Raw genomic sequence first — 21,846 nt, forward strand, 5'->3', positions numbered from 1 at the left:
TCTGGTGGCGATAGCGAAGAGGTCACACCCGTTCCCATGCCGAACACGGTCGTTAAGCTCTTTTGCGCCGATGGTAGTTGGGGGCTTCCCCCTGTGAGAGTAGGACGTTGCCAGGCAAACCGTTCCACAGTAGCTCAGTGGTAGAGCAATCGGCTGTTAACCGATCGGTCGTAGGTTCGAGTCCTACCTGTGGAGCCATTTTTATGCTTCCATAGCTCAGCCGGTAGAGCACTACCATGGTAAGGTAGGGGTCAGCGGTTCAAGTCCGCTTGGAAGCTCCAGAAGAATACATATATAATGCGCCTTTCAGCAGTTGCTGGGAGGTGCTTTTTGTACTTGGGTGATAGTACATTTATCTCAAATGTTTCCTCATATAACACTTAAAGTTTGGCTCTATACTGAATGTTGTGGTGCTGCCTATCATAAAGGGCACTAAAAGGGTGAAAGTCGACTTGATGTGCCCTCAGAAATGTGTTTTGTTTTTTCTAATATTTTGTTTGAAAGCTATGAATACGTAAAATTATCTCTTGATCAATTGCTTTGCAGTTAAACCTGTTATAGCCCCAACTAATTTACTGTCAATTCCGTAGTCAAGCATACACTCTGCTACTTGCATTTTCGTTTCTTCTTTTGCTTTATGTTGGACGTAGTCTAATAGTGTTAGGAGTTCTTCACGTGAGTACAAAGGTTTGTGATCATTCAATTTCATCACCTCGAGCTCATTTTCTCCATTATATCGAATGTATGTTCTTATTTTCAAGTGAAATAAAAAAATATTGTTTTTTTTAAAAAGGGTCTTGTCATCTTCTTTATATTTCGATATAATACTTTTTGTCAGTAAGAAATACTTCTGTTGGCCCGTTGGTCAAGCGGTTAAGACACCGCCCTTTCACGGCGGTAACACGGGTTCGAATCCCGTACGGGTCACCATTCTAGAAGTCAGAGGTTGGAAGTAAGAAGTTGGATTTGAAATTTTTCTGCCTACCAACATCTAACCTCATATATCCAAAACGGAGGATTAGCTCAGCTGGGAGAGCACCTGCCTTACAAGCAGGGGGTCGGCGGTTCGATCCCGTCATCCTCCACCATATGCCGGCCTAGCTCAATTGGTAGAGCAACTGACTTGTAATCAGTAGGTTGGGGGTTCAAGTCCTCTGGCCGGCATCGTTTCATTTAAATAGTGGAGGGGTAGCGAAGTGGCTAAACGCGGCGGACTGTAAATCCGCTCCCTCCGGGTTCGGCGGTTCGAATCCGTCCCCCTCCACCACTACTGGGCTATCGCCAAGCGGTAAGGCAACGGATTTTGATTCCGTCATGCGTAGGTTCGAATCCTGCTAGCCCAGCCATTTTCTTTTATGATGATTGCTCTAGTAAAGAGTTAAATGATCTCCATTTGAATGTAACGAGCCATTAGCTCAGTTGGTAGAGCATCTGACTTTTAATCAGAGGGTCGAAGGTTCGAGTCCTTCATGGCTCACCATTTATTATATTTCGCGGAAGTAGTTCAGTGGTAGAACACCACCTTGCCAAGGTGGGGGTCGCGGGTTCGAATCCCGTCTTCCGCTCCAGGGGAAATGGGGCCTTAGCTCAGCTGGGAGAGCGCCTGCCTTGCACGCAGGAGGTCAGCGGTTCGATCCCGCTAGGCTCCACCATACATACTTCAAACAAAGTCATAGATTATATCTATGGCTTTTTATTTTTTGTACTATTGTTTTTTAGGTGTTTTACTTGCTAGTGATTGGTATTTGTTTAAGAGTTCGTCTAGTTTATGGCTGAAATAGATTATTTCCTCTGAAATGAGTGGGGTGTCTTTCGCTTTTTCATTTAATAGCGTTCTATATTGTTCAATTTCTTGTGAAAGTAATTGTTTGTTGTTAGTCAAATCAATCATCACATCCTTTTCGGGAATTGGTTCCTCAATCGACTTGATAGAAAGTGTATCTTCTTTTCAATACCCATTTTTTTGAAGAGTAAACATAGGATCGTGTTATGATGGCTGTAGAACTGATTTTTTAGCACTTTTAAGTTGAATTTCTTTAGATTTGAAACTTTAGAGGTATGTAAAACGTATGTTATGTCAGAATGAATGTAGGTAGGGGTAGTTTGATGGAGACAATTGTGAAAAGGTTAATCCGGGAAGTGAGGAAAGGTGATCAACAGGCGTTTGCGGAAATTGTAGATCTCTATAAGGATAAAGTGTACCAAGTTGCCTATCGTATGGTAGGGAATGTCCATGAAGCACAGGATGTGGCACAGGAAGCTTTTTTACGTGCCTATACGAACATCGATCGATTTGATGTAAATAGAAAATTTTCTACATGGTTATTTCGCATTGCAACGAATGTAGCAATTGACCGTTTACGTAAGAAGAAGCCGGATTTTTACCTTCAGGATGAAGTGAAGGGGTCTGAAGGATTAACTTTTGAATCTCAATTGGCAGCAGACGAAGAAAGGCCTGATGATCAGGTCGTTACGATAGAGATGCAAGAGTGGGTTCAACATGAAATTAATCAACTCCCCCCTAAGTATCGTACAGCGATCATTCTTAAATATATGGAAGATCTATCAATTAGTGAAATTAGTGACATTCTTGATATCCCGCAATCAACTGTTAAAACGAGAGTCCATAGAGGCAGAGAAGCTCTAAGGAAGAGAATGCGCCATGTATAGGGAGGGATGTTAGCATGAAGTGTGAACAAAAATATGAAGAATTAATTCAAAAAGTCGTCGATTCAGAAGCAACTGACGAAGAAAGAAAGCAACTTGACCAGCATTTAACTTCCTGTGCTTCTTGTAGACAACACCTTAAAGAGTTAAAAAAAGTCATCGCTTTTGTACAAAGCGCATCTCACATTGAAGCGCCTCCTAGTTTTACAGAAGATGTTATGGCAAGGTTGCCAGAACGGAAACAAGCGTCGAAGTGGAAACAATGGACACGAAAACACCCGTTGCTTGTAGCGGTGGCCGTATTCTTTTTACTCATGTTAGCAAGTGTCTCATCTCTTTGGAATACCGGCAATGAGCAGGTAGCTGTGACAGGATCAGGTAAAGTTCAAATTGATCAAGAAAGTGGAAAAGTCATCGTACCTGAGGGTGAAGTAATCGAAGGTGATTTAATAGTAAGGAATGGCCTGCTCCAAGTTGATGGGGAAGTTCAAGGTAATGTATTACTTGTTAATAGTGAATCATACTATGCATCGGTTGGGCATGTGTCTGGAGAAATTCAAGAGCTCAATCAAGCATTGGATTGGGTGTGGTATCATGTGAAAAACTTTTTTAAAGAAGTGGTTTCCTTTACAAATAATGAGGGCTCCGATAAATAAGGGCTCTCTTATATTGTAGAATTAAACTTTGAACGTAGACTGTGATATAATGGGACAAGGGAAAGAGGGCCTTGCTTAGGTTCCTCTTTCGATGTATGTTAATGGTTTGGAGGAAGAGCCATGTTTTCTTTAGAAGAGTTTCGTTTGCTCAATTATGTTGGGCAAATTATCGATATATTGCTCGTTACCTATGTCGTCTATAAAGCGATCATGATTATTCGTGGTACGAGGGCTGTTCAGTTAGTTAAAGGAATTACAGTTATTCTAGCGGTTTGGTTTTTAAGCCGGTTTTTAGGTCTGCGGACGCTAGAATTTCTTATGAATCAAACATTTACATATGGTTTGCTAGCCATTATTATTATTTTTCAACCTGAACTTAGAAGGGCGCTAGAGCAGTTAGGAAGAGGGCGTTTTTTCTCGAGCAGAACTATGCCTCAAGATGATTCTGCGAAAAAATCAATTGATGCCATTGTGAAAGCTTCTTCCTACATGGGAAAACGTAGGATTGGTGCGTTAATGTCTTTAGAACGTGAAACAGGGATGACAGATTATGTAGAAACAGGTATTCAGATGAACGCACATTTAACATCCGAGTTGTTAATTAATACGTTTATTCCGAATACACCATTGCATGATGGAGCAGTCATCTTAAAAGGAAATACAATATTAGCGGCAGCTTGTTACTTGCCCTTATCTGAAAATCCATTTATCTCTAAGGAATTGGGAACTAGACATCGGGCTGCTTTAGGGGTAAGTGAGGTAACAGATTCCATTACTATAGTTGTATCAGAGGAGACGGGAAGTATCTCTTTAACGAAAAACGGCGAACTACATAGAGAACTAGATGAGGAAAAGCTTCGTTCTTTGTTAGAAAGAGAGCTGTTATTTGAAAGTAAGCAAGCAACCACTTCACGTTGGCAGTGGGGAGGGAAGAAAAATGGATAAGTTATTCAATAGCCATTGGTTTGTTAAGATCATCTCTTTCTTTATTGCCTTGATGTTGTTTACAATGGTGAACATTGATAATATGGCTTCTCAGCCTGGAGTATTACCATCCATCTCTCCAGCTTCATATACACTAGAGGATGTAGAGTTATCGGTTTACTATGATGAGGAGAATTATGCGATAACGGATAAAACAGAACATGTTCAAGTGAATTTAAAAGGGCCTCAGAGCTCTCTTACTTTGTTTCAGTTGACAAGGCCTTCCTATGAAGTGTTTGTCGATGTTAGAGAACGAGGAGAAGGCGTTCATACGTTAAGTGTACAGCATCGTAACTTTCCAAGTGATTTAAGTGTTTCGATTGTACCTCAATACGTGAGAGTGGAACTTGAAGAAAAGCAAACCGTTTCTTTCCCAGTCCAAGTGGATATTATTAATTCTAGTGAAGTAGAGGAAGGTTATACGGTTGGAACACCTATTGTCTCTCCATTAAATGTTGATGTGACAGCAGCGAGAAGTTTAGTAGCGGAAGTTCATGAAGTAAAAGCGTATGTGGACGTTGCCGGAGCTGATAGAGCAATTGAAGAGGCAACACCTGTAAGGCTTTTTGATGAAGATGGGAATGAGTTGACGTTGTCGGTTGATCCGCAGGTTGTTGATGTGCAAGTTCCAATTACGAGTCCGAATCGTACGGTTCCGGGAAAGGTAACTCGAACAGGAGAGTTACCAGAGGGAGTTAGTATAAATGAAATCAGGATTGAGCCTGAAGAATTGACGGTCTATGGTCCAAGGGATGTGATTGATCGCATGAACGTCGTTGAAGTAGGGACGTTAGACCTTAGTCAATTAACAGAAAGTCAAACGATAGAAATGGAAGTACCTATTCCACCAGGGGTGGAGCGTGTTACACCAGAAACAGTGAGTGTATCCGTATCAATTAGCACAGAGGAAGAGCAGGAATTTACGGACATACCGGTTGAAATTATTGGTGGTCGTGATGGGGAAGATATTACGTTTAATGGAGATGAAACGAGAGAGTTAGTGATTACAGCAAGAGGTGCGGAACAACTGCTAGCAAGATTAACAGAAACTGATATACAGGCATTTGTCGATGTTAGTGATTTGTCGACCGGGGAACACGAGGTAGAGGTGCAAATTAACGGACCTCCAAATATTCGGTTTGATTCTGCTGAAACGACAATTCCAATTGAGGTTATATCGCGTATTGAGTGATGACTTGTTTTGAAGGAGAGAATAAATAATGGGAAATTATTTTGGTACTGATGGTGTTCGTGGGGTTGCTAATACGGAACTTACCCCAGAACTAGCATTTAAATTAGGAAGAATGGGTGGCTACGTGTTAACAAAGGACACGGAAAAACCTCGTGTTGTGATTGGTAGAGATACACGTATCTCAGGAGAAATGCTGGAAAGTGCACTTGTTGCAGGACTACTATCAATTGGAGCAGAAGTGATGCGAATTGGAGTCATTTCCACCCCTGGTGTCGCGTTTTTAACAAAAGCATTAAGTGCAAACGCAGGTGTAATGATTTCAGCTTCTCATAACCCAGTTCCCGATAATGGAATTAAGTTTTTTGGTCCTGATGGATTTAAATTATTAGATAATCAAGAAGCTGAAATTGAGCGTCTTTTGGATAGTGAAGATGAACTTCCTAGACCAACAGGAGGGGCTCTTGGGATAATAACTGACTATTTTGAAGGTGGACAGAAGTATCTTCAGTACTTAAAACAAACAGTTCAAGAAGATTTTTCAGGCATTCATATCGCTTTGGACTGTGCACATGGAGCAGCATCATCATTAGCTCCGCATCTATTTGCTGATTTAGAGGCAGACATTTCAACAATGGGAACATCCCCAAATGGTGTTAATATTAATGAACATTGTGGGTCAACTCACCCAGATGCGCTTTCAGCCTTTGTGCTTGAAAAGGGTGCACAAATTGGCCTTGCCTTTGACGGAGATGCAGATCGATTAATTGCTGTCGATGAGAATGGTGAAGTCGTTGATGGTGACAAAATCATGTATATTTGTGCGAAGTACATGAAGGAACAAGGTTGGTTAAAGCACAATACTGTTGTATCAACAGTAATGAGTAACCTCGGTTTCTATAAAGGATTAGAAGAGTTAGGAATTGAAGCTAAACAAACATCTGTCGGAGATCGCTATGTGATGGAGGAGATGAGAAAAGGTGGGTATAATATTGGCGGTGAACAATCCGGTCATATTATTTTCTTAGATCACATTACAACTGGTGATGGATTGTTATCAGCGCTACAGCTCGTTAACATTATGAAGGCGACAAATATGCCATTGTCAAAGCTCGCTTCACAAATGGAAACTTTCCCACAAAAATTAGTGAATGTTCGTGTTACAGACAAGTATGCAGTCACTGATAACGCAAAGGTTAGTGCAGTGATTGAAGAGGTCGAGGCTCAGATGGCAGAGGAAGGTCGAGTTCTTGTTCGGCCTTCTGGAACAGAGCCGCTTGTCCGTGTAATGATTGAAGCGAAGACTAAAGAGCTTTGTGATCGATATGTTGATCAAATTGTAGAGGTTGTTAAAGCGGAAATGGGTCTAGACGAATAAAAGGGTGTATATGCATAAGTGGCACAAAACAGGCTGCTTATGCATACTTTTTTATATAGAGTTATAACTCACTCTTTGAAAAAGTTTGTTAAATATTTACTTCTCATTGACGATTTAAGATGGGTAAGGTATGATAAAGCAAGTCAATAATGGAAAGGAGGATCGAAAAAGAATATATATAAAAGCGCCTGGACTATAGTGGATATAGTTGACGAGGAGAGGGAGTATCGAATGTTCGGCGGATGCCCTCCGGTTGTAAGCATGACAACCGTTAGACTTCTGAGTAAAACAAAGAGGCAACTCTTTGCACAAAGCCGGAAGTAAGCATGCCTTCTAAAAAATGATAAGAGTGGGGGTAAGTTTGCCCTCAAGCTTCTTGCCCCCAACTTCGGGAGGTAATTATTTATGTGCGGAATCGTTGGATATATTGGATCAGAAGATGCGAAAGAAATTTTACTACGTGGATTAGAAAAGTTAGAATATCGTGGATATGACTCAGCAGGTATCGCGGTTGCTAACGATGATGGAGTTCACGTATTTAAAGAAAAAGGTCGAATTGCAGCACTGCGAAATGTTGTTGATGAAAAAGTTGATGGAACGGTAGGAATTGGTCATACACGTTGGGCTACGCATGGAGTACCAAGTCGTACGAATGCTCACCCGCATCAAAGTGAAACAGCACGTTTTACACTTGTTCATAACGGGGTTATTGAAAACTATGAACAGTTAAAGAATGACTATCTAGAAAGCATAGACTTACAAAGTGATACGGATACAGAGATTATTGTTCAACTTGTTGATCGTTTTGTGAAAGAAGGTCAAACGGTTGAAGCAGCATTTAGTCATACATTATCTTTATTAAAAGGTTCTTATGCGATTGCGCTTCTAGACAAACAGAACTCTGACTTAGTCTATGTTGGAAAGAATAAGAGTCCGCTTCTTATAGGTGTTGGCAATGGTGTGAACGTCATTGCTTCTGATGCAATGGCGATGCTACAAGTAACAAATCAATTTTTAGAAATAATGGATAAAGAAATTGTACTCGTATCACGTGATGACATTACGATCAAAACACTTGATGGTACAGTTATGTCACGTTCTCCTTATAAAGCAGAACTAGATGCAAGCGACATCGAAAAAGGCACGTACCCTCATTTCATGCTAAAAGAAATTGATGAACAACCTTTTGTTATCCGTAATATCATCCAAAAGTATCAAAATGAGGATGGAACCGTTCGTTTGGATGAAGACATTCGCAATGCAATGAAATCTTCTGATCGTATTTATATTATTGCTGCAGGAACTAGCTACCATGCTGGTCTTGTTGGAAAACAGCTGATCGAAAAAATAGCTCAGCGTCCAGTAGAAGTTCATATTGCAAGTGAATTTTTGTATAATATTCCGCTCCTATCAGAAAACCCACTCTTTATTTTTATATCACAAAGTGGTGAAACAGCCGACCTTCGTGGTGTATTAGTTGATGTGAAAGAAAAAGGGTACAAAGCATTAACCATTACAAATGTACCCGGTTCAACACTTTCTCGTGAAGCGGACTTTACGTTACACACGTATGCGGGTCCTGAAATTGCAGTTGCTTCAACGAAAGCATATACAGCACAAATGGCTGTTCTTACGTTACTTGCTGTGGATACGGCAAATGCAAAAGGCATTGAACTTGATTTTGATCCTATTCAAGAGCTTGGAATTGTTGCAAGTGCAATGGAAACTCTTTGTGATCAGAAAGAAAGTCTAGAGCAAATTGCTCGTGACTACCTTTCTGTAACAAGAAATTGTTTCTTCATTGGTCGTGCAGCTGACTACTTTGTTTGCTTAGAAGGTGCTCTCAAGTTAAAAGAAATCTCTTATATTCAAGCAGAAGGATTTGCTGGTGGAGAGCTAAAGCACGGGACGATTGCTCTAATTGAAGACGGTACTCCAGTTATTGCAATTGCAACACAAGAACACGTTAACCTAAGTATTCGTGGAAACGTTAAGGAAGTTGCAGCTCGTGGAGCCAATCCTTGTATTATTAGTATGGAAGGCCTAGAGCATGATGGAGATGCGTTTGTTATTCCAAAGGTACATGAACATTTAACATCGCTAGCAACAGTTATTCCATTACAGTTAGTCTCTTACTATGCTGCATTACACCGTGATTGTGATGTTGATAAGCCTCGTAACCTGGCTAAAAGTGTAACGGTTGAGTAAGAGAAGGTAAGAAGGTTAGAAGGTATTTGTTTCCTTCTTTACTAAAGCCCCTTAAGGTTCTTAAGCCTTAAAGGGGTTTTTGCTTTTAATAACGAAATAAATATCTGCTATTGATGTTGATGACATGTCTTCTAATTTCGTTTACCCAATGAGGTCTTCGTTTTCTTTTCGTAATTAATAGTAACGGACCGAGTAACTGGTTTTTTCTAAAAGGTGCTTTAAATTTCAGCAAGAAAAAAAGTAAAGTTGGTACAGTTATTTTCCAAACAAAAAGGGGCTTGGTCGTATATAAATAGCCGAACGAAAAGAGAAAAATATAGATGCTCCATGACCAAAAGATATTCCAACCATTTTTAAAATAAATCATTTTCGACTTTTCACCTATATACTCAACTAATGCACATTTGACCGACCATTTGATGATATGTTGAATTTGTAAACTTATGTTGTTTTGAGGAAAGTTTGCCATACATAGTAAGAATAGTAACGGCGTAATGAAAAAGATATGAATAACTCGCAACTGTTTTAAATTCAAGTTATTTGATTGTAATTCCCATAAGATATGCTTTTTGAAGAAGTAGTAATAAGAAGAGTTTATGAATGCAATATAGACTAGTGCTTTCAAAAACCGTGGAAGAATTCTCCAAGTTTGCTGTCTGTAGTTTAACCATATAAGGAATGAAGATAGGATGATATGCCTCATTTTTAAATTCCTTTCAATTTTAATTTCTCAACAAAGATTAGGATACTCAATCAGTTAATAAAAAATGTAAGGAAATGTAATTAGGGAGTTAACGGTAACAAAGAGCATATTTAATAATCTTAGTCAGTGGACGAATGCTACCTAAACAATAATGAGAAAAGCAGAATATTTTTTATAAAACTTAGTATATCCAATAGACAAACTAAGTGAGTGGTGATATAATTCAATTATTGAAAGCGATTTCTAATAATTATTAAATTGGGGGATGAAAACATGAGCTATTTTAACAATGTGAATCAAATTAAATTTGAAGGTACTGGTTCTAAAAATCCATTTGCGTATAAATATTATAATCCTCAAGAGCAAATCAATGGTAAGACTATGGAAGAGTTTCTTCGCTTTGCTGTATCATATTGGCACACATTCACTGGAGAAGGGAACGATCCATTTGGAGGAGGTACAGCAGTACGCCCTTACAATCACCTGACGGGAATGGATCTAGCTAAGGCTCGCGTTGAGGCATCATTCGAGTTTTTTGAAAAACTAGGTGTTCCTTATTTCTGCTTCCATGATTTCGATATCGCTCCTGAATCTGATTCTTTAAGTGAAACATTCAAGAATTTAGATGAAATTGTTGATATGATTGAAGAGTATTTAAAAACAAGCAAAGTAAAATTATTATGGAATACAGCGAATATGTTTACACATTCACGCTGGTTACATGGTGCAGCAACGTCACCAAATGCGGATGTGTTCGCGTATGCGGCTGCTAAAGTAAAGAAAGGTCTAGAAGTTGGGAAACGTTTAGGTTCTGAAAACTATGTATTCTGGGGCGGTCGTGAAGGATATGATACGCTTTTAAATACGGATATGGGTTTAGAGCTTGATAACCTTGCGCGTTTCTTCCATATGGCGAAGGATTATGCGCAGGAAATTGGATTTGACGCTCAGTTCTTAATTGAGCCGAAGCCACAAGAGCCAACGAAGCATCAGTATGATTTTGATGTAGCAACAGGTCTAGCATTCCTACAAAAATATGACTTGCAAAATACATTCAAGTTTAACATCGAAGCGAACCATGCTACTCTTGCTGGTCACACATTCGAACATGAGCTACGCACAGCACGTATTAACGGCATGTTAGGTTCTGTCGATGCGAACCAAGGTGATACACTTCTTGGTTGGGATACAGATGAATTCCCAACAGATCTTTATTCAACAACATTAGCGATGTATGAAATCTTGAAAAATGACGGTCTTGGAACAGGTGGCTTGAACTTTGATGCGAAAGTAAGACGTGGATCGTTTGACACAGATGATCTATTCCACGCACACATTGCTGGTATGGACGCATTTGCAATCGGAACAAAAGTAGCTCAACGCTTAATTGAAGATAAAGTGTTAGATGATTTCGTGGCAGATCGTTATAGTAGCTATACTACTGGTATTGGTCTTGACATTGTTGAAGGAAAAACAGACTTCCACAAGTTAGAGAAGTATGCTCTAGAACTTACTGAAATCAAAAATGCTTCTGGAAGACAAGAACAATTAAAAGGTATTCTAAATAAATATCTTCTTGAAACGTTCGCAAAATAGTTCTATAAAAAGAAAAATGTACTGATTGCTTAGCGGTTTTCAGTACATTTTTTTTGAAATAAAAATAAATCATTTTTTTATAGGAGTGAGTCCATGTTAACAAAAGTAGAAACAACTAAACAATTAGCTGTAAATACAATTCGTACACTTTCCATTGATAGCATCGAGAAAGCAAATTCCGGTCATCCAGGCCTTCCTATGGGTGCAGCACCAATGGCATTTTCTTTATATGGTGAGCAAATGAAGCATAACCCAGCCAATCCAAACTGGTTTAACCGTGACCGTTTTGTTTTATCTGCAGGCCATGGATCCATGTTGCTATACAGTATTCTTCACTTAACAGGGTACGATGTTACAATGGATGATTTGAAAAATTTCCGTCAGTGGGGAAGCAATACACCAGGTCACCCTGAGTTTGGTCATACCGCTGGGGTTGATGCAACAACAGGGCCACTTGGTCAAGGATTCGCAATGGCTGTTGGAATGGCGATGACTGAAAGACATTTAGCGGCAAAATACAATCGTGACAATTACAATGTTGTAGACCATTATACATACAGCATTTGTGGAGACGGGGACTTGATGGAAGGTGTTTCCGCAGAGGCAGCTTCACTAGCTGGGCATTTAAGTCTTGGTAGACTAATTGTGTTATATGATTCTAATGATATTTCACTAGATGGAGATCTACATCTTTCATTCTCAGAAAGTGTTGAAGAACGCTTTAAAGCATATGGATGGCACTACCTTCGTATTGAAGATGGAAATGATCTTGATGAAATAGAAAAAGCGATTAAATTAGCTCAACAAGATGAAAGACCAACATTAATTGAAGTGAAAACAACAATTGGTTATGGGTCTCCAAATAAAAGTGGAAAATCAGCATCTCATGGTGCCCCATTAGGCGCGGATGAAATTAAATTAACAAAAGAAAATTATAAATGGACATATGATGATTTTCACGTTCCGAGTGAAGTGAAGAGTTTGTTTGAACAAGTAAGAGAAAAAGGTGCGAAACAAGAAGAAGAATGGAATCAGATTGTTGCGGACTATCAACAAAAGTTTCCTGAATTAGGAGAGCAATTTAAACAAGCTATGAATGGAGAATTGCCTGTTAATTTTGATTCAGATCTGCCTTCTTTTGAAGCAGGAGTGGATAAAGTTGCAACGCGTTCATCTGGTGGTGAAGCGTTAAATGCCTTTGCGAAGAACGTACCTTCTATTTTTGGTGGTTCTGCCGACTTAGCTTCTTCAAACAAAACGATGTTAAAAGGAGAAGAGAATTTCAGTCGATCGAATTATGGTGGAAGAAACGTTTGGTTTGGAGTCCGCGAATTTGGAATGGCAGCTATGGTAAATGGAATGGCTTTACATGGAGGAGTGAAACCTTTTGGTGCGACATTCTTCGTCTTTTCAGACTATTTACGCCCAGCCGTTCGATTGTCAGCACTAATGAAGCTGCCTGTAACGTACGTCTTTACTCATGATAGTGTGGCTGTTGGGGAAGATGGTCCAACACATGAGCCGGTAGAGCAACTAGCTTCATTCCGTGCAATGCCGGATGTAAGCGTGATTCGCCCTGCTGATGGAAATGAGACAGTAGCAGCTTGGAAAGTAGCACTTGAGTCAAAAGACAAGCCAACAATGCTTGTTTTAAGCCGTCAAGATCTTATGACGAATTCCAAGTCTTTAGATGTTGCGTATGAAGGCGTAGCAAAAGGAGCTTATGTTGTATCAGAAGCAGGAGGAGAACAAGCTGGTGTATTACTTGCAACTGGTTCTGAAGTACAATTAGCAGTTGAAGCACAGAAACAATTAGAGGCTGAAGGCATTTTTGTTTCCGTTGTAAGCATGCCTAGTTGGGACCGTTTTGAACAACAATCAGAAGAATATAAGAACAGTGTATTACCACCTCACATTAAAGCTCGTGTCGGAATAGAAATGGGTTCATCGCTTGGATGGCATAAATATGTTGGTGACAATGGTAAAGTGATCGCAATAGACCAATTTGGTGCTTCAGCGCCAGCTAGTAAAATCTTAAAAGAGTATGGTTTTACAGTTGAGAATGTTGTCTCAAATATGAAAGAAGCTCTTACTAAATAAAATAATGTAGCTTATTCGTAGAAGGTGATGATAGTGGAAATTCGTGAAGGGATTTTTGGAGAAGTAAATGGTCAGGAAGTGAAGATCTTTACTTTGATAAATAGCAGCGGAATGGAACTTAGTTGTATTAATTATGGTTGCACCATAACAAAGGTTCTTGTTCCAGATCAAAATGGCAAGGTAGAAAATGTCGTATTAGGTTTTGATTCAATCGAGGAATACATTAATCATTCTCCTTTCTTTGGTTGCGTCGTTGGTCGTGTTGCTGGTAGAATAGCTAACTCGCAATTTGAGTTAGACGGTATAACGTATGATCTTCCAAATAATGAAGGTGTCAATCACCTTCATGGTGGAGATCATGGATTTGATAAAGTGATTTGGGATGCAAAAGTTGAAAAAGGAGCAGATGAACTTAAGGTTATCTTTACACATAAAAGTTCTGATGGAACAGCAGGCTATCCAGGTAACGTAACGGTTAGCATTACCTATACTATAAACAATAAAAATGAGCTCGATATTTTTTATCACGCAAAAACGGACAAAAAAACGCTCATAAATTTAACCAATCACTCATATTTTAATTTAAGTGGTGATTTAAAAAGGGATATTCTTGAACACGAATTAACGCTAAAGAGTGATCATTTTCTAAAGTTAAGTGATTCCCTGCTTCCTACAGGAGAGTTGGAGGCAGTTGATGGGACGGCTTTTGATTTTCGAGATGGAAGGGAATTAAAAGATGGGGTTCAATCTGATCATCAACAGAATAAACTAGTTGGTGGAGGATATGACCATCCACTTGTATTGAGTACGAATCGCGAAGAAGAAATCTGCTTAATTGATCACCAAGCTGGCAGAAAGCTGATCATAGAAACGGATGAACCTTCTGTTGTTTTATATACTTCTAATATGATGGCTGATGATTTTGAGGTTAGAGGCGTTACAGCAAGAAAATATCTTGGAGTATGTCTTGAGACTCAGCATCAACCCGATGCCATTCATCACCCGACTTTTCCATCTATTGTATTGGATAAGGATGAGGAATATAGAACGTCAACAAAGTATCGCTTCTCTGTGATGCAATAAGAAATAAATACTAAATATAACTTGAAAGAACCACTTTCTTTAAAAGAAGTGGTTCTTTTTTTCGTAGAGATTGTTGCTGTGAAGAAAGGTTTTTCTCATAGTGAACTGGAGCGCAATGGAACGAACACATTACCCATAAAAACAACAAAGGATGCGAAAACAGTCTTATGAAAAAAAGTAAGTAGTTCTTAGAACATAAAGAAACCACATGTGACCCAAACAGTACACATGTGGTTTGCGCATTATTTTATTTTTCTTTATAGATGAAATAATCAAAGTCAGCAGGACGGTTTTGACCAGATGTATCTTGGCATTGCATTCCAACGAAAGCACCAGTAAAGAATCCTCCGCCTTGAATGTGATCATCTGATAGCTTGTATGAAGCAAAGTCGATCTCAATCTCAGTCCAATTGCCTCCATCAAATGAATAAGAATAACGATACGTATTTGTTGTAACATCAACGCGTAAGTAAACGTATTCTACGTCTGCCGGAATGGAAATTTCGCGGCCTTTTAGTGGCTGATCAAACGTAAAATTGTCACTTGTCATAATATCAAGAATTTTGCCTTGTTCTTCATTCCAAGTTATTTGTAGAGCTGTCCAGTTTTGAGTGTTGTAATAGTTTACAAGTCCTGCAGCTTGTTGGAACGTATCAGGATCAAATGCTACCTTTGTTTCCGCTGTAAAGTTAAAATGCTGCCAGCGTCTAGCTACATAAGCTTGAGTGAATTTTGAAGACAGTGACTCTTTTCCGTATAAACGTAAATGACCAGGCTTATCTTTTAGAGAAAGCGTATTTTCTCCTAGAGGGATACGCAGTGTTTGAAAGTTAAGGTTTAGTTCCTCACTATCAAAGTCATCCTTCTCTGGATAATCTGCATCCCATTTTACTTCTTCAATAGAAGGACCATCAATTTCAAGAGAAGGTTGATTTCCTCCAACTACGTAAGGCCAATCATTTTTCCACTCGAGACGTTGGATCGCTGTTTCTCTACCAAGAGGACAGAAGCCACGAGGATCTAGAATTGGTTGCCCCTCTCTTGGAAGAGGTCTTCCTGTTAAATGAACAAGGAACCACTCATCAGTGTGTGTCTGAACAATGGATGCATGTCCTGCTTTTTGTAATGGATTTCTTGGATGTGCAAAAGATGAAATTATAGGATTTTCTGGGTGAACTTCATATGGACCCCATAAGTTTTTTGAACGAGCAATCGTAGCTTGGTGATCATATTTTGTACCACCTTCAGCTGTTAATAAATAATAATAATCACCAATTTTATATAAATGTGGTGCTTCTGTTAATTTAACATCCGTTCCTTTAAAAATAATCTCCTTTTTACCTACTAGCTTTTGTTCTTCTACGCTATATTCTTGAAGAACAATACCGTAGAAATTATGGTGAGATGCGCGATGGTCCCAAACCATGTTGACGAAATATTTTTTCCCATCTTCATGATGAAATAAAGAAGGATCAAAACCTGAGCTGTTCATATAAATAGGCTCAGACCATTCGCCATCAATTGTGTCACAAGTAACGAGGTAATTATGACTGTCTTTCCACTGGCCTTCTGTTACCTTTACATCGGTGTAAATTAACCAGAACTTACCATCGTTATATGAAAGAGCAGGTGCCCAAATACCACCAGAATCAGGATTGCCGATCATGTTCAATTGGCTTAAACGGTTAAGTGGTCTAGAAACAAGACGCCAGTTTTTTAAGTCTTTTGAATGGTAGATACCAACACCGGGAAACCATTCAAATGTAGATACAGCAATGTAGTAATCTTCTCCTGCACGACAAATGCTTGGATCAGGATTAAAACCTGTTAATATAGGGTTTTGAATTTTGTTCATTTTACATCCACCTCTACAGTAATATTTTTAAGAAATTCAAATAATGTTTTCCGATAAACGAACATTTTCCTACAGTATCAATGAAACTTTGAGACGTAACTATTAAGCTTCTTCTAAATTCATCGTAAGGAAGTTCTCAACAGAAAAAGCAGCAACACCTAGAGCGGCAGATCTACTCTCCAATCTTGAAAAGTGAATTTGTAAGTCCTTCAGATGAGTAGTTAACGCATTCTTTTTCATATTTTCTCTTAACGGTTCATCTAGCCAGCTTTGTAAACTTACTAAGCGGTTCCCAATAATAACTTGTTCTGGGTTAAACGTATTAATGATGTTGTTAATCCCAATTGCTAAATGCTCAGCCAGTTTCCCTATCAGCTCAATTATCTTCGGGTCACCGTTTCTTGCCAGCTTCGTAATGAACTCAAGAGATAGCTCCTGTTCACTCTTCATTGGGATCTTATATTGCCTCACCATTTCAATAAGAGCTTTCTCAGAGGCATATAACTCCCAGCATCCTTTGTTGCCACAATTACATATAGGACCATTCATATTAATAGTCATATGTCCGAGCTCTCCGGAGAAGCCGTTGTTTCCCTTATAAAGCTTCCCGTTAAGAATAAGACCTACCCCAATACCGATTCCTCCACTAATATAGACGATATTATCAAACTCTTTACCAACACCAAATTTCTTCTCTCCATAAGCACCTGCATTTGCTTCATTCTTTATCTTAACTGGAATTTTGTACTTCTCTTCGATGACCTTTTTTAAATTTTTGTTTTTCCATTTTAAGTTTGGTGCAAGAATGATTTCTTCTTCCGTATTGACAGCAGCTGGTACGCCGATCCCGATTCCAACAACGCCATAAGGGCTTTCTGGCATTGTGACGATTAATTCATCAATTAAGGTAAAAATTCTTTCTGTCGTTTCTTCAAAAGAAAAATTTAGTGTTTCGACGAGTTTTTCATTGCTAATATTTCCTTGTAAATCTGTAAGAATTGCAAGAACATAGTTAACGCCGATATCAACACCAATTGTATAACCTGCTGTTTGGTTGAATAGTAGCATAACAGGTCGTCTGCCGCCACTTGATAAACCAGGACCAGATTCAAGAATTAATTGTTCATCAATTAACTCATTTACAAGGGAAGAAACGGTACCTTTGTTTAACCCCGTATTATTAGCGAGTTCGGCTCTGGATACAGGAAAAGTTTCCTTAATACAATGAAGAAGCAAGGACTTATTCCGTTTCTTAACCACATGCTGATTAAATGTTTGATTCATTTTCATTTTGTTCACGCTTTCTTTTCTTTTTTTTTAAAAGTACCATATATTAAGAGATTAACCAATAGGGTTGTTGGAAAAGAGAAGCGATGGAAAGCGGTTGGTGCAAACGTTTCCTTTGGCTTGGTGTATCGTCTATAAATTTATTATACACTTAGTTCATTCACTAGACAAACAATGTTTTGCATGTTATTATAAATTCAAAGTTAGTAAAGAGCTAACTCGTTAAACAAATAAGGGGGTTTTAACATGTTCAAGAAGAAAGCGATTACATCTTTGGCTGCTTTATTAGCAGGGGCAATGATTGCTACAGGTTGCGGTGGCGGTGACACTGATGGCGATCAAGCTGGAGAGAATGAGCAAGGAGCTGCACCTGCAGGAGATACTGCAACAGTTGATTTTATGCACTTATGGCCACAAGGTAGTTCTGCAGAGCACCATCGAATTGTAAACGAAATCATTGCAGATTTTGAAGCTGAAAATGAAAATATTACAATTGATCTTCAAGTTTTAAGTAACGAACAATACAAAGATCAAATCACAGTACTATCAGCAGCAAATAAACTTCCTGATGTTGGGATGACATGGGCAGCTGGATACTTAGATCCATTTGTTTCAGGAAACAAGTTTGCTCCATTAGATGATGTATTAGAAGATGGATTAAGAGACCAATTCGTAGCGGGAACTGTTGAAGCTTATGAAAAAGATGGTCATTCTTACGGGTTACCTTTAGAGTTAAATACAGTATATGTTTACTATAACAAAGAAATCTTTGAAGAGCATGGTTTAGAAGCGCCAGAAACATACGAAGAGTTACAACAAGTAGTATCTACTTTAACTGAAAACAATGTACAGCCAATCGCATTAGGAAACAGAGATAGCTGGACTGGTTCAATGTGGTATATGTACTTTGCTGATAGAATTGGTGGTTCTGACTTACTAACAAACGCTATTACAAGAGAAGCATCTTTTGAAGATCAAGCATTTGTTGATGCTGCTGCAAAAGTTCAAGAAATGGTTGACAGCAATGCATTTGTAAACGGATTCAACGGTATGGCTGATGAAGAAGCGAAGAGCATGTTCATGAACGAGCAATCAGCAATGTATATGATTGCAACTTGGGATTTACCAAACTTCACTACAAATGAAGATGTTCCACAAGAGTTCAGAGATAATGTTGGATTCTTCAAGTTCCCTACTGTAGATGGCCAAGGTGACCACAATAGCTTTGTAGGTGGTCCTGGGGTTGGACTATTCGTAGCTGAAAACTCTGATGTGAAAGAAGAAGCAAAACAATTTGCAGCCTATTTCGTAGAGCAATGGGGTTCAAAAGCAGTATCTGAGGCTGGTGTTCTTCCTGCAACAATCGTTGACGGTGAAAGCTTAGATCTTCCTGATATGTACGTAGATGTACTTGAAGATCTTAACCAAGCAACAGGCTTAACGCTATATGCAGACGTACAAATGACTGCTTCAGCAGCTCAAACTCACTTAGATTTAATCCAAGCTCTATTTGGTGGACAAATCACTCCTGAGGAATTTGCTGCACAACAAGAAGCGGCACTTGCTGAATAATAAGTTAGAATAATCATTAAAAGAATATAAAACAATATGTTTTGCATCCAGTGATAAGCGAAAAGGACAAATCCTTAACTGGTTTGTCCTTTTCTATCTTTTTTTAGGGGGTTAATACGCTATGCATAAAGTTATGTCGAACAAGTGGTTTATCACTTTGTATCTTCTCCCTGCATTGTTATTAGTTGGTATTCTAATCTTCATTCCTTTACTTTTAACAGGGTACTATGGGCTGATGAAGTGGGATGGAATTGGAGCAATGCAGTTCATCGGTTTAGAAAACTACCTTAACGTACTAACGGACGGTAAGTTTTGGCAAAGTGCAGGGAACTCTGCTTTGTTAGCAGTATTTTCAACGCTTAGTTTAGTTGTTTATTTAGCAGTATCAATGATTTTAGCTTCCAAAATAAAAGGTGCAGACCTTTTAAGAAAAATTTACTTAATTCCTATGTTATTATCTTCTGTTGCGATCGCTCAGCTATGGATTAAAGTGTATAATCCATCAAATGGAATGTTAAATGAAATTCTTGGTTGGTTTGGGGTTCAGAACCCACCACTATGGCTTGCTGATCCAAACATTGTTCTGTATTCAATCTTTATCCCGATTTTATGGCAATACGCAGGTTTCTACATTTTAATTTACTATGCTGCTTTAAAAGGGATTCCGGAATCAATGGTAGAAGCTGCAAAAATCGATGGAGCAACACCATTTCAAATTGCAACCCGCATCAAGTTGCCTTTAATAATGGGTGTAGTTAAAGTAACAATTGTCCTTGCGGTTGTCGGTTCACTTAAATATTTTGATTTAATTTATGTTATGACTGGTGGAGGACCAAACGGAGCAAGTGAAGTTATGGCTTCTTATATGTATAAGCTTGCTTTTGGTAACTATAACTTTGGCTACGGAAGTGCCGTTGGTTTCATGTTGCTAATTATTACATTAGTTGTCACTGTTATTATCCGTAAGCTTACAGCGGATAAAGAGGAGATCCAATATTAAAGGGAGGTTTATGTAATGGGACGCGTAGGATACTTTTTTCTATATTTTTGTTTAGGCATTGTTGCCCTTTTTCAAATATTCCCTATAGTCTGGTTGTTCCTTTTCTCTTTAAAGAGCAATCGAGAAATTTTTGCAGGTTCACCTTTTGCTTTACCACAAGAAATTAGATGGGAAAACTATTTAGTTGTTTGGGAAGGCGGGATTGGTACCTATTTCTGGAACAGTGTTTGGATTACTGGACTTTCTATTGCAATAACACTATTGTTTGCAAGTATGGCGGTCTTTGTTATTACACGAATGAAATGGAAGCTTAGTAAGTTAGTCTTAGGTTTGTTCATGATAGGGTTAATGATCCCGATTCACTCAGCTTTAATTCCACTTTTTAGCATGTTTTTAAGTGTGAATTTGATAAATAATCCAATTTCAATTGTTATCACATATACGGCCTATAACTTGCCTATTACAATGATGATTTTACTTGGATTTTACTATACACTTCCGAAAGAAATCGAAGAAGCTGCGATTATTGATGGAGCATCACTTCATAGATTGTTTTTCAGAATTATTTTACCGATCTCTGCACCGATTCTTGCAACAACAGCGATCATTAATATGATTTACAACTGGAATGAGTTTGTGTTTATTAACACGTTCATCAGTTCTGACCAATATAAAACGTTAACAGTTGGTATTCAAAACTTTGTCGGTCAATATATGACAGACTGGGGCGCAATTGGAGCAACTCTTGTTATTAGTGTAATGCCAATCTTAATCGCATTCTTGTTCTTTAGTAACAAAATTGTTGAAGGTATTTCTTCTAGTGCGGTAAAAGGATAATAAGAATCACCCGCCTTTTAAAGACAGGTGATTCGCTACCTTTTCTGTTTATGTTCAATCTTAGAAAATGCATGTAAGGAAAACCATAAAGTAATGAAGCTAAAAAAGCTTGCACCAAAAATTAACGCTAAAGCTGGGATGACTGTTACGATAATATAGAAAGCCCCCAAACAAATCATGATGAAAAAGCTGTACATTGGGCTAACTAACATCATTAAGAAAGCATTTTTTATAATTTGCATTACTGGTAAATCGTAATGAACATAAGTTGGAAATAAATAAATGATCACTAAAATGAAAAGCAGTAAGCCTGCAAGCAATGGGACATATGTCCATGTAATAAGTTCACCCATATTTGCATGTAGAAAAATTATATTGAATCCAAATACAAAAGAAAACAGATAAATAATCAATCCTAAACGGTTGCTTTTCCAAAATTCTTTTTTATAATATTTCCAAAAAGAAGGAAAAACAGGCATATCGGAGTGGCCCTTTAGCCATTGTCTTATAAGTGAAAACATCGCGATTGTTGCTGGGAATAACCCAAGAATAACACCACCGGCTATTGTGAAGATAATCCACAATGCATTAATATAAGCAAAGCGAGTGATCCATTCTAACATACTGTATAAAGCTCGACCCATGAAAGTACCTCCTTAGTAAGAAACTCATTCTATTATAATGGGATTGTTATGTAATTACTATAAAACAAAATAACTTTGTTTGTCTAA

Annotated in this window: 17 protein-coding genes, 10 tRNA genes and 1 rRNA gene; 23 read left to right on the plus strand and 5 right to left on the minus strand. The window is 38.5% G+C overall.

Annotated elements, in window-relative coordinates:
- The 3 genes from rrf (at position 1) to AC1FXP_RS21760 (ending at position 281) form a co-directional block, all read left to right on the plus strand.
- Positions 1–116: ribosomal RNA gene (rrf, locus tag AC1FXP_RS21750) — 5S ribosomal RNA — on the plus strand.
- Between the two features lie 7 nt (positions 117–123).
- A tRNA-Asn gene (locus tag AC1FXP_RS21755) sits at positions 124–198 on the plus strand.
- Between the two features lie 7 nt (positions 199–205).
- Positions 206–281 (plus strand) — tRNA-Thr (locus AC1FXP_RS21760).
- 239 nt (positions 282–520) lie between these two features.
- On the opposite strand, the gene AC1FXP_RS21765 is transcribed toward AC1FXP_RS21760, so the two are convergent.
- Positions 521–703 (minus strand): hypothetical protein, encoded by a 183-nt coding sequence (locus tag AC1FXP_RS21765; RefSeq protein WP_250098837.1) that lies wholly within the window; start codon positions 701–703, stop codon positions 521–523.
- 152 nt (positions 704–855) lie between these two features.
- Between AC1FXP_RS21765 and AC1FXP_RS21770 the strand changes: the two genes are divergently transcribed.
- The 8 genes from AC1FXP_RS21770 (at position 856) to AC1FXP_RS21805 (ending at position 1,652) form a co-directional block, all read left to right on the plus strand.
- A tRNA-Glu gene (locus AC1FXP_RS21770) sits at positions 856–930 on the plus strand.
- Positions 931–1,012: 82 nt separating this feature from the next.
- A tRNA-Val gene (locus AC1FXP_RS21775) sits at positions 1,013–1,088 on the plus strand.
- 3 nt (positions 1,089–1,091) lie between these two features.
- A tRNA-Thr gene (locus AC1FXP_RS21780) sits at positions 1,092–1,164 on the plus strand.
- Positions 1,165–1,182: 18 nt separating this feature from the next.
- Positions 1,183–1,267 (plus strand) — tRNA-Tyr (locus tag AC1FXP_RS21785).
- 4 nt (positions 1,268–1,271) lie between these two features.
- Positions 1,272–1,346 (plus strand) — tRNA-Gln (locus AC1FXP_RS21790).
- A 58-nt stretch (positions 1,347–1,404) separates the two neighbouring features.
- Positions 1,405–1,480, plus strand: a tRNA-Lys gene (locus AC1FXP_RS21795).
- A gap of 13 nt (positions 1,481–1,493) precedes the next feature.
- Positions 1,494–1,568, plus strand: a tRNA-Gly gene (locus tag AC1FXP_RS21800).
- 8 nt (positions 1,569–1,576) lie between these two features.
- Positions 1,577–1,652: transfer RNA gene (locus tag AC1FXP_RS21805), tRNA-Ala, on the plus strand.
- Between the two features lie 53 nt (positions 1,653–1,705).
- Here AC1FXP_RS21805 and AC1FXP_RS21810 read toward each other — a convergent pair.
- Entirely contained in the window at positions 1,706–1,882 is a 177-nt protein-coding gene (locus AC1FXP_RS21810; protein WP_480064035.1) for a Spo0E family sporulation regulatory protein-aspartic acid phosphatase, read from the minus strand.
- A gap of 224 nt (positions 1,883–2,106) precedes the next feature.
- Between AC1FXP_RS21810 and sigW the strand changes: the two genes are divergently transcribed.
- The 9 genes from sigW to AC1FXP_RS21855 all read left to right on the plus strand — a co-directional run bounded on the left by sigW (position 2,107) and on the right by AC1FXP_RS21855 (position 14,564).
- Complete coding sequence (gene sigW / locus AC1FXP_RS21815; protein ID WP_480064036.1) at positions 2,107–2,670, plus strand: RNA polymerase sigma factor SigW; 564 nt, start codon at positions 2,107–2,109, stop codon at positions 2,668–2,670.
- 14 nt (positions 2,671–2,684) lie between these two features.
- Positions 2,685–3,323 carry an anti-sigma factor gene (locus AC1FXP_RS21820; protein ID WP_480064037.1) on the plus strand — a complete coding sequence of 213 codons (639 nt, stop codon included), beginning with the start codon at positions 2,685–2,687 and terminating at the stop codon, positions 3,321–3,323.
- Positions 3,324–3,443: 120 nt separating this feature from the next.
- Positions 3,444–4,268 carry a diadenylate cyclase CdaA gene (gene cdaA / locus AC1FXP_RS21825; RefSeq protein WP_480064038.1) on the plus strand — a complete coding sequence of 275 codons (825 nt, stop codon included), beginning with the start codon at positions 3,444–3,446 and terminating at the stop codon, positions 4,266–4,268.
- Positions 4,261–5,499: a CdaR family protein gene (locus AC1FXP_RS21830; protein WP_480064039.1), complete on the plus strand. Its 1,239-nt coding sequence runs from the start codon at positions 4,261–4,263 to the stop codon at positions 5,497–5,499. Before cdaA ends, AC1FXP_RS21830 begins: the two co-directional genes overlap by 8 nt.
- Before the next feature lie 28 nt (positions 5,500–5,527).
- A complete protein-coding gene (gene glmM / locus AC1FXP_RS21835; RefSeq protein ID WP_480064040.1) occupies positions 5,528–6,874 on the plus strand; it encodes a phosphoglucosamine mutase in 1,347 nt (448 codons plus the stop codon).
- 405 nt (positions 6,875–7,279) lie between these two features.
- A complete protein-coding gene (glmS, locus tag AC1FXP_RS21840) occupies positions 7,280–9,082 on the plus strand; it encodes a glutamine--fructose-6-phosphate transaminase (isomerizing) (RefSeq protein WP_480064041.1) in 1,803 nt (600 codons plus the stop codon).
- A 976-nt stretch (positions 9,083–10,058) separates the two neighbouring features.
- Entirely contained in the window at positions 10,059–11,381 is a 1,323-nt protein-coding gene (gene xylA, locus AC1FXP_RS21845) for a xylose isomerase (RefSeq protein ID WP_480064042.1), read from the plus strand.
- Between the two features lie 93 nt (positions 11,382–11,474).
- The gene (gene tkt, locus AC1FXP_RS21850) at positions 11,475–13,481 is read left to right on the plus strand and encodes a transketolase (RefSeq protein WP_480064043.1); all 2,007 of its coding nucleotides are present in this window, start codon (positions 11,475–11,477) and stop codon (positions 13,479–13,481) included.
- A 33-nt stretch (positions 13,482–13,514) separates the two neighbouring features.
- The gene (locus tag AC1FXP_RS21855; protein WP_480064044.1) at positions 13,515–14,564 is read left to right on the plus strand and encodes an aldose epimerase family protein; all 1,050 of its coding nucleotides are present in this window, start codon (positions 13,515–13,517) and stop codon (positions 14,562–14,564) included.
- Between the two features lie 247 nt (positions 14,565–14,811).
- Here AC1FXP_RS21855 and AC1FXP_RS21860 read toward each other — a convergent pair whose 3' ends face one another.
- Both AC1FXP_RS21860 and AC1FXP_RS21865 read right to left on the minus strand, forming a co-directional pair.
- The gene (locus tag AC1FXP_RS21860) at positions 14,812–16,419 is read right to left on the minus strand and encodes a glycoside hydrolase family 43 protein (RefSeq protein ID WP_480064045.1); all 1,608 of its coding nucleotides are present in this window, start codon (positions 16,417–16,419) and stop codon (positions 14,812–14,814) included.
- 102 nt (positions 16,420–16,521) lie between these two features.
- A complete protein-coding gene (locus tag AC1FXP_RS21865) occupies positions 16,522–17,709 on the minus strand; it encodes an ROK family transcriptional regulator (protein WP_480064056.1) in 1,188 nt (395 codons plus the stop codon).
- Between the two features lie 243 nt (positions 17,710–17,952).
- Between AC1FXP_RS21865 and AC1FXP_RS21870 the strand changes: the two genes are divergently transcribed.
- The 3 genes from AC1FXP_RS21870 (at position 17,953) to AC1FXP_RS21880 (ending at position 21,115) form a co-directional block, all read left to right on the plus strand.
- Positions 17,953–19,278, plus strand: a complete 1,326-nt coding sequence (locus tag AC1FXP_RS21870) for an extracellular solute-binding protein (protein WP_480064046.1) — start codon at positions 17,953–17,955, stop codon at positions 19,276–19,278.
- A 121-nt stretch (positions 19,279–19,399) separates the two neighbouring features.
- On the plus strand, positions 19,400–20,278 hold the full coding sequence (locus AC1FXP_RS21875) for a carbohydrate ABC transporter permease (protein WP_480064047.1): 879 nt from the start codon (positions 19,400–19,402) through the stop codon (positions 20,276–20,278).
- Between the two features lie 15 nt (positions 20,279–20,293).
- Complete coding sequence (locus AC1FXP_RS21880; RefSeq protein WP_480064048.1) at positions 20,294–21,115, plus strand: carbohydrate ABC transporter permease; 822 nt, start codon at positions 20,294–20,296, stop codon at positions 21,113–21,115.
- Between the two features lie 35 nt (positions 21,116–21,150).
- On the opposite strand, the gene AC1FXP_RS21885 is transcribed toward AC1FXP_RS21880, so the two are convergent.
- Complete coding sequence (locus AC1FXP_RS21885; protein WP_480064049.1) at positions 21,151–21,759, minus strand: YesL family protein; 609 nt, start codon at positions 21,757–21,759, stop codon at positions 21,151–21,153.
- Between the last annotated feature and the right edge of the window lie 87 nt (positions 21,760–21,846).

The organism is Halalkalibacter sp. HAAS-P013 (genome assembly GCF_056619925.1).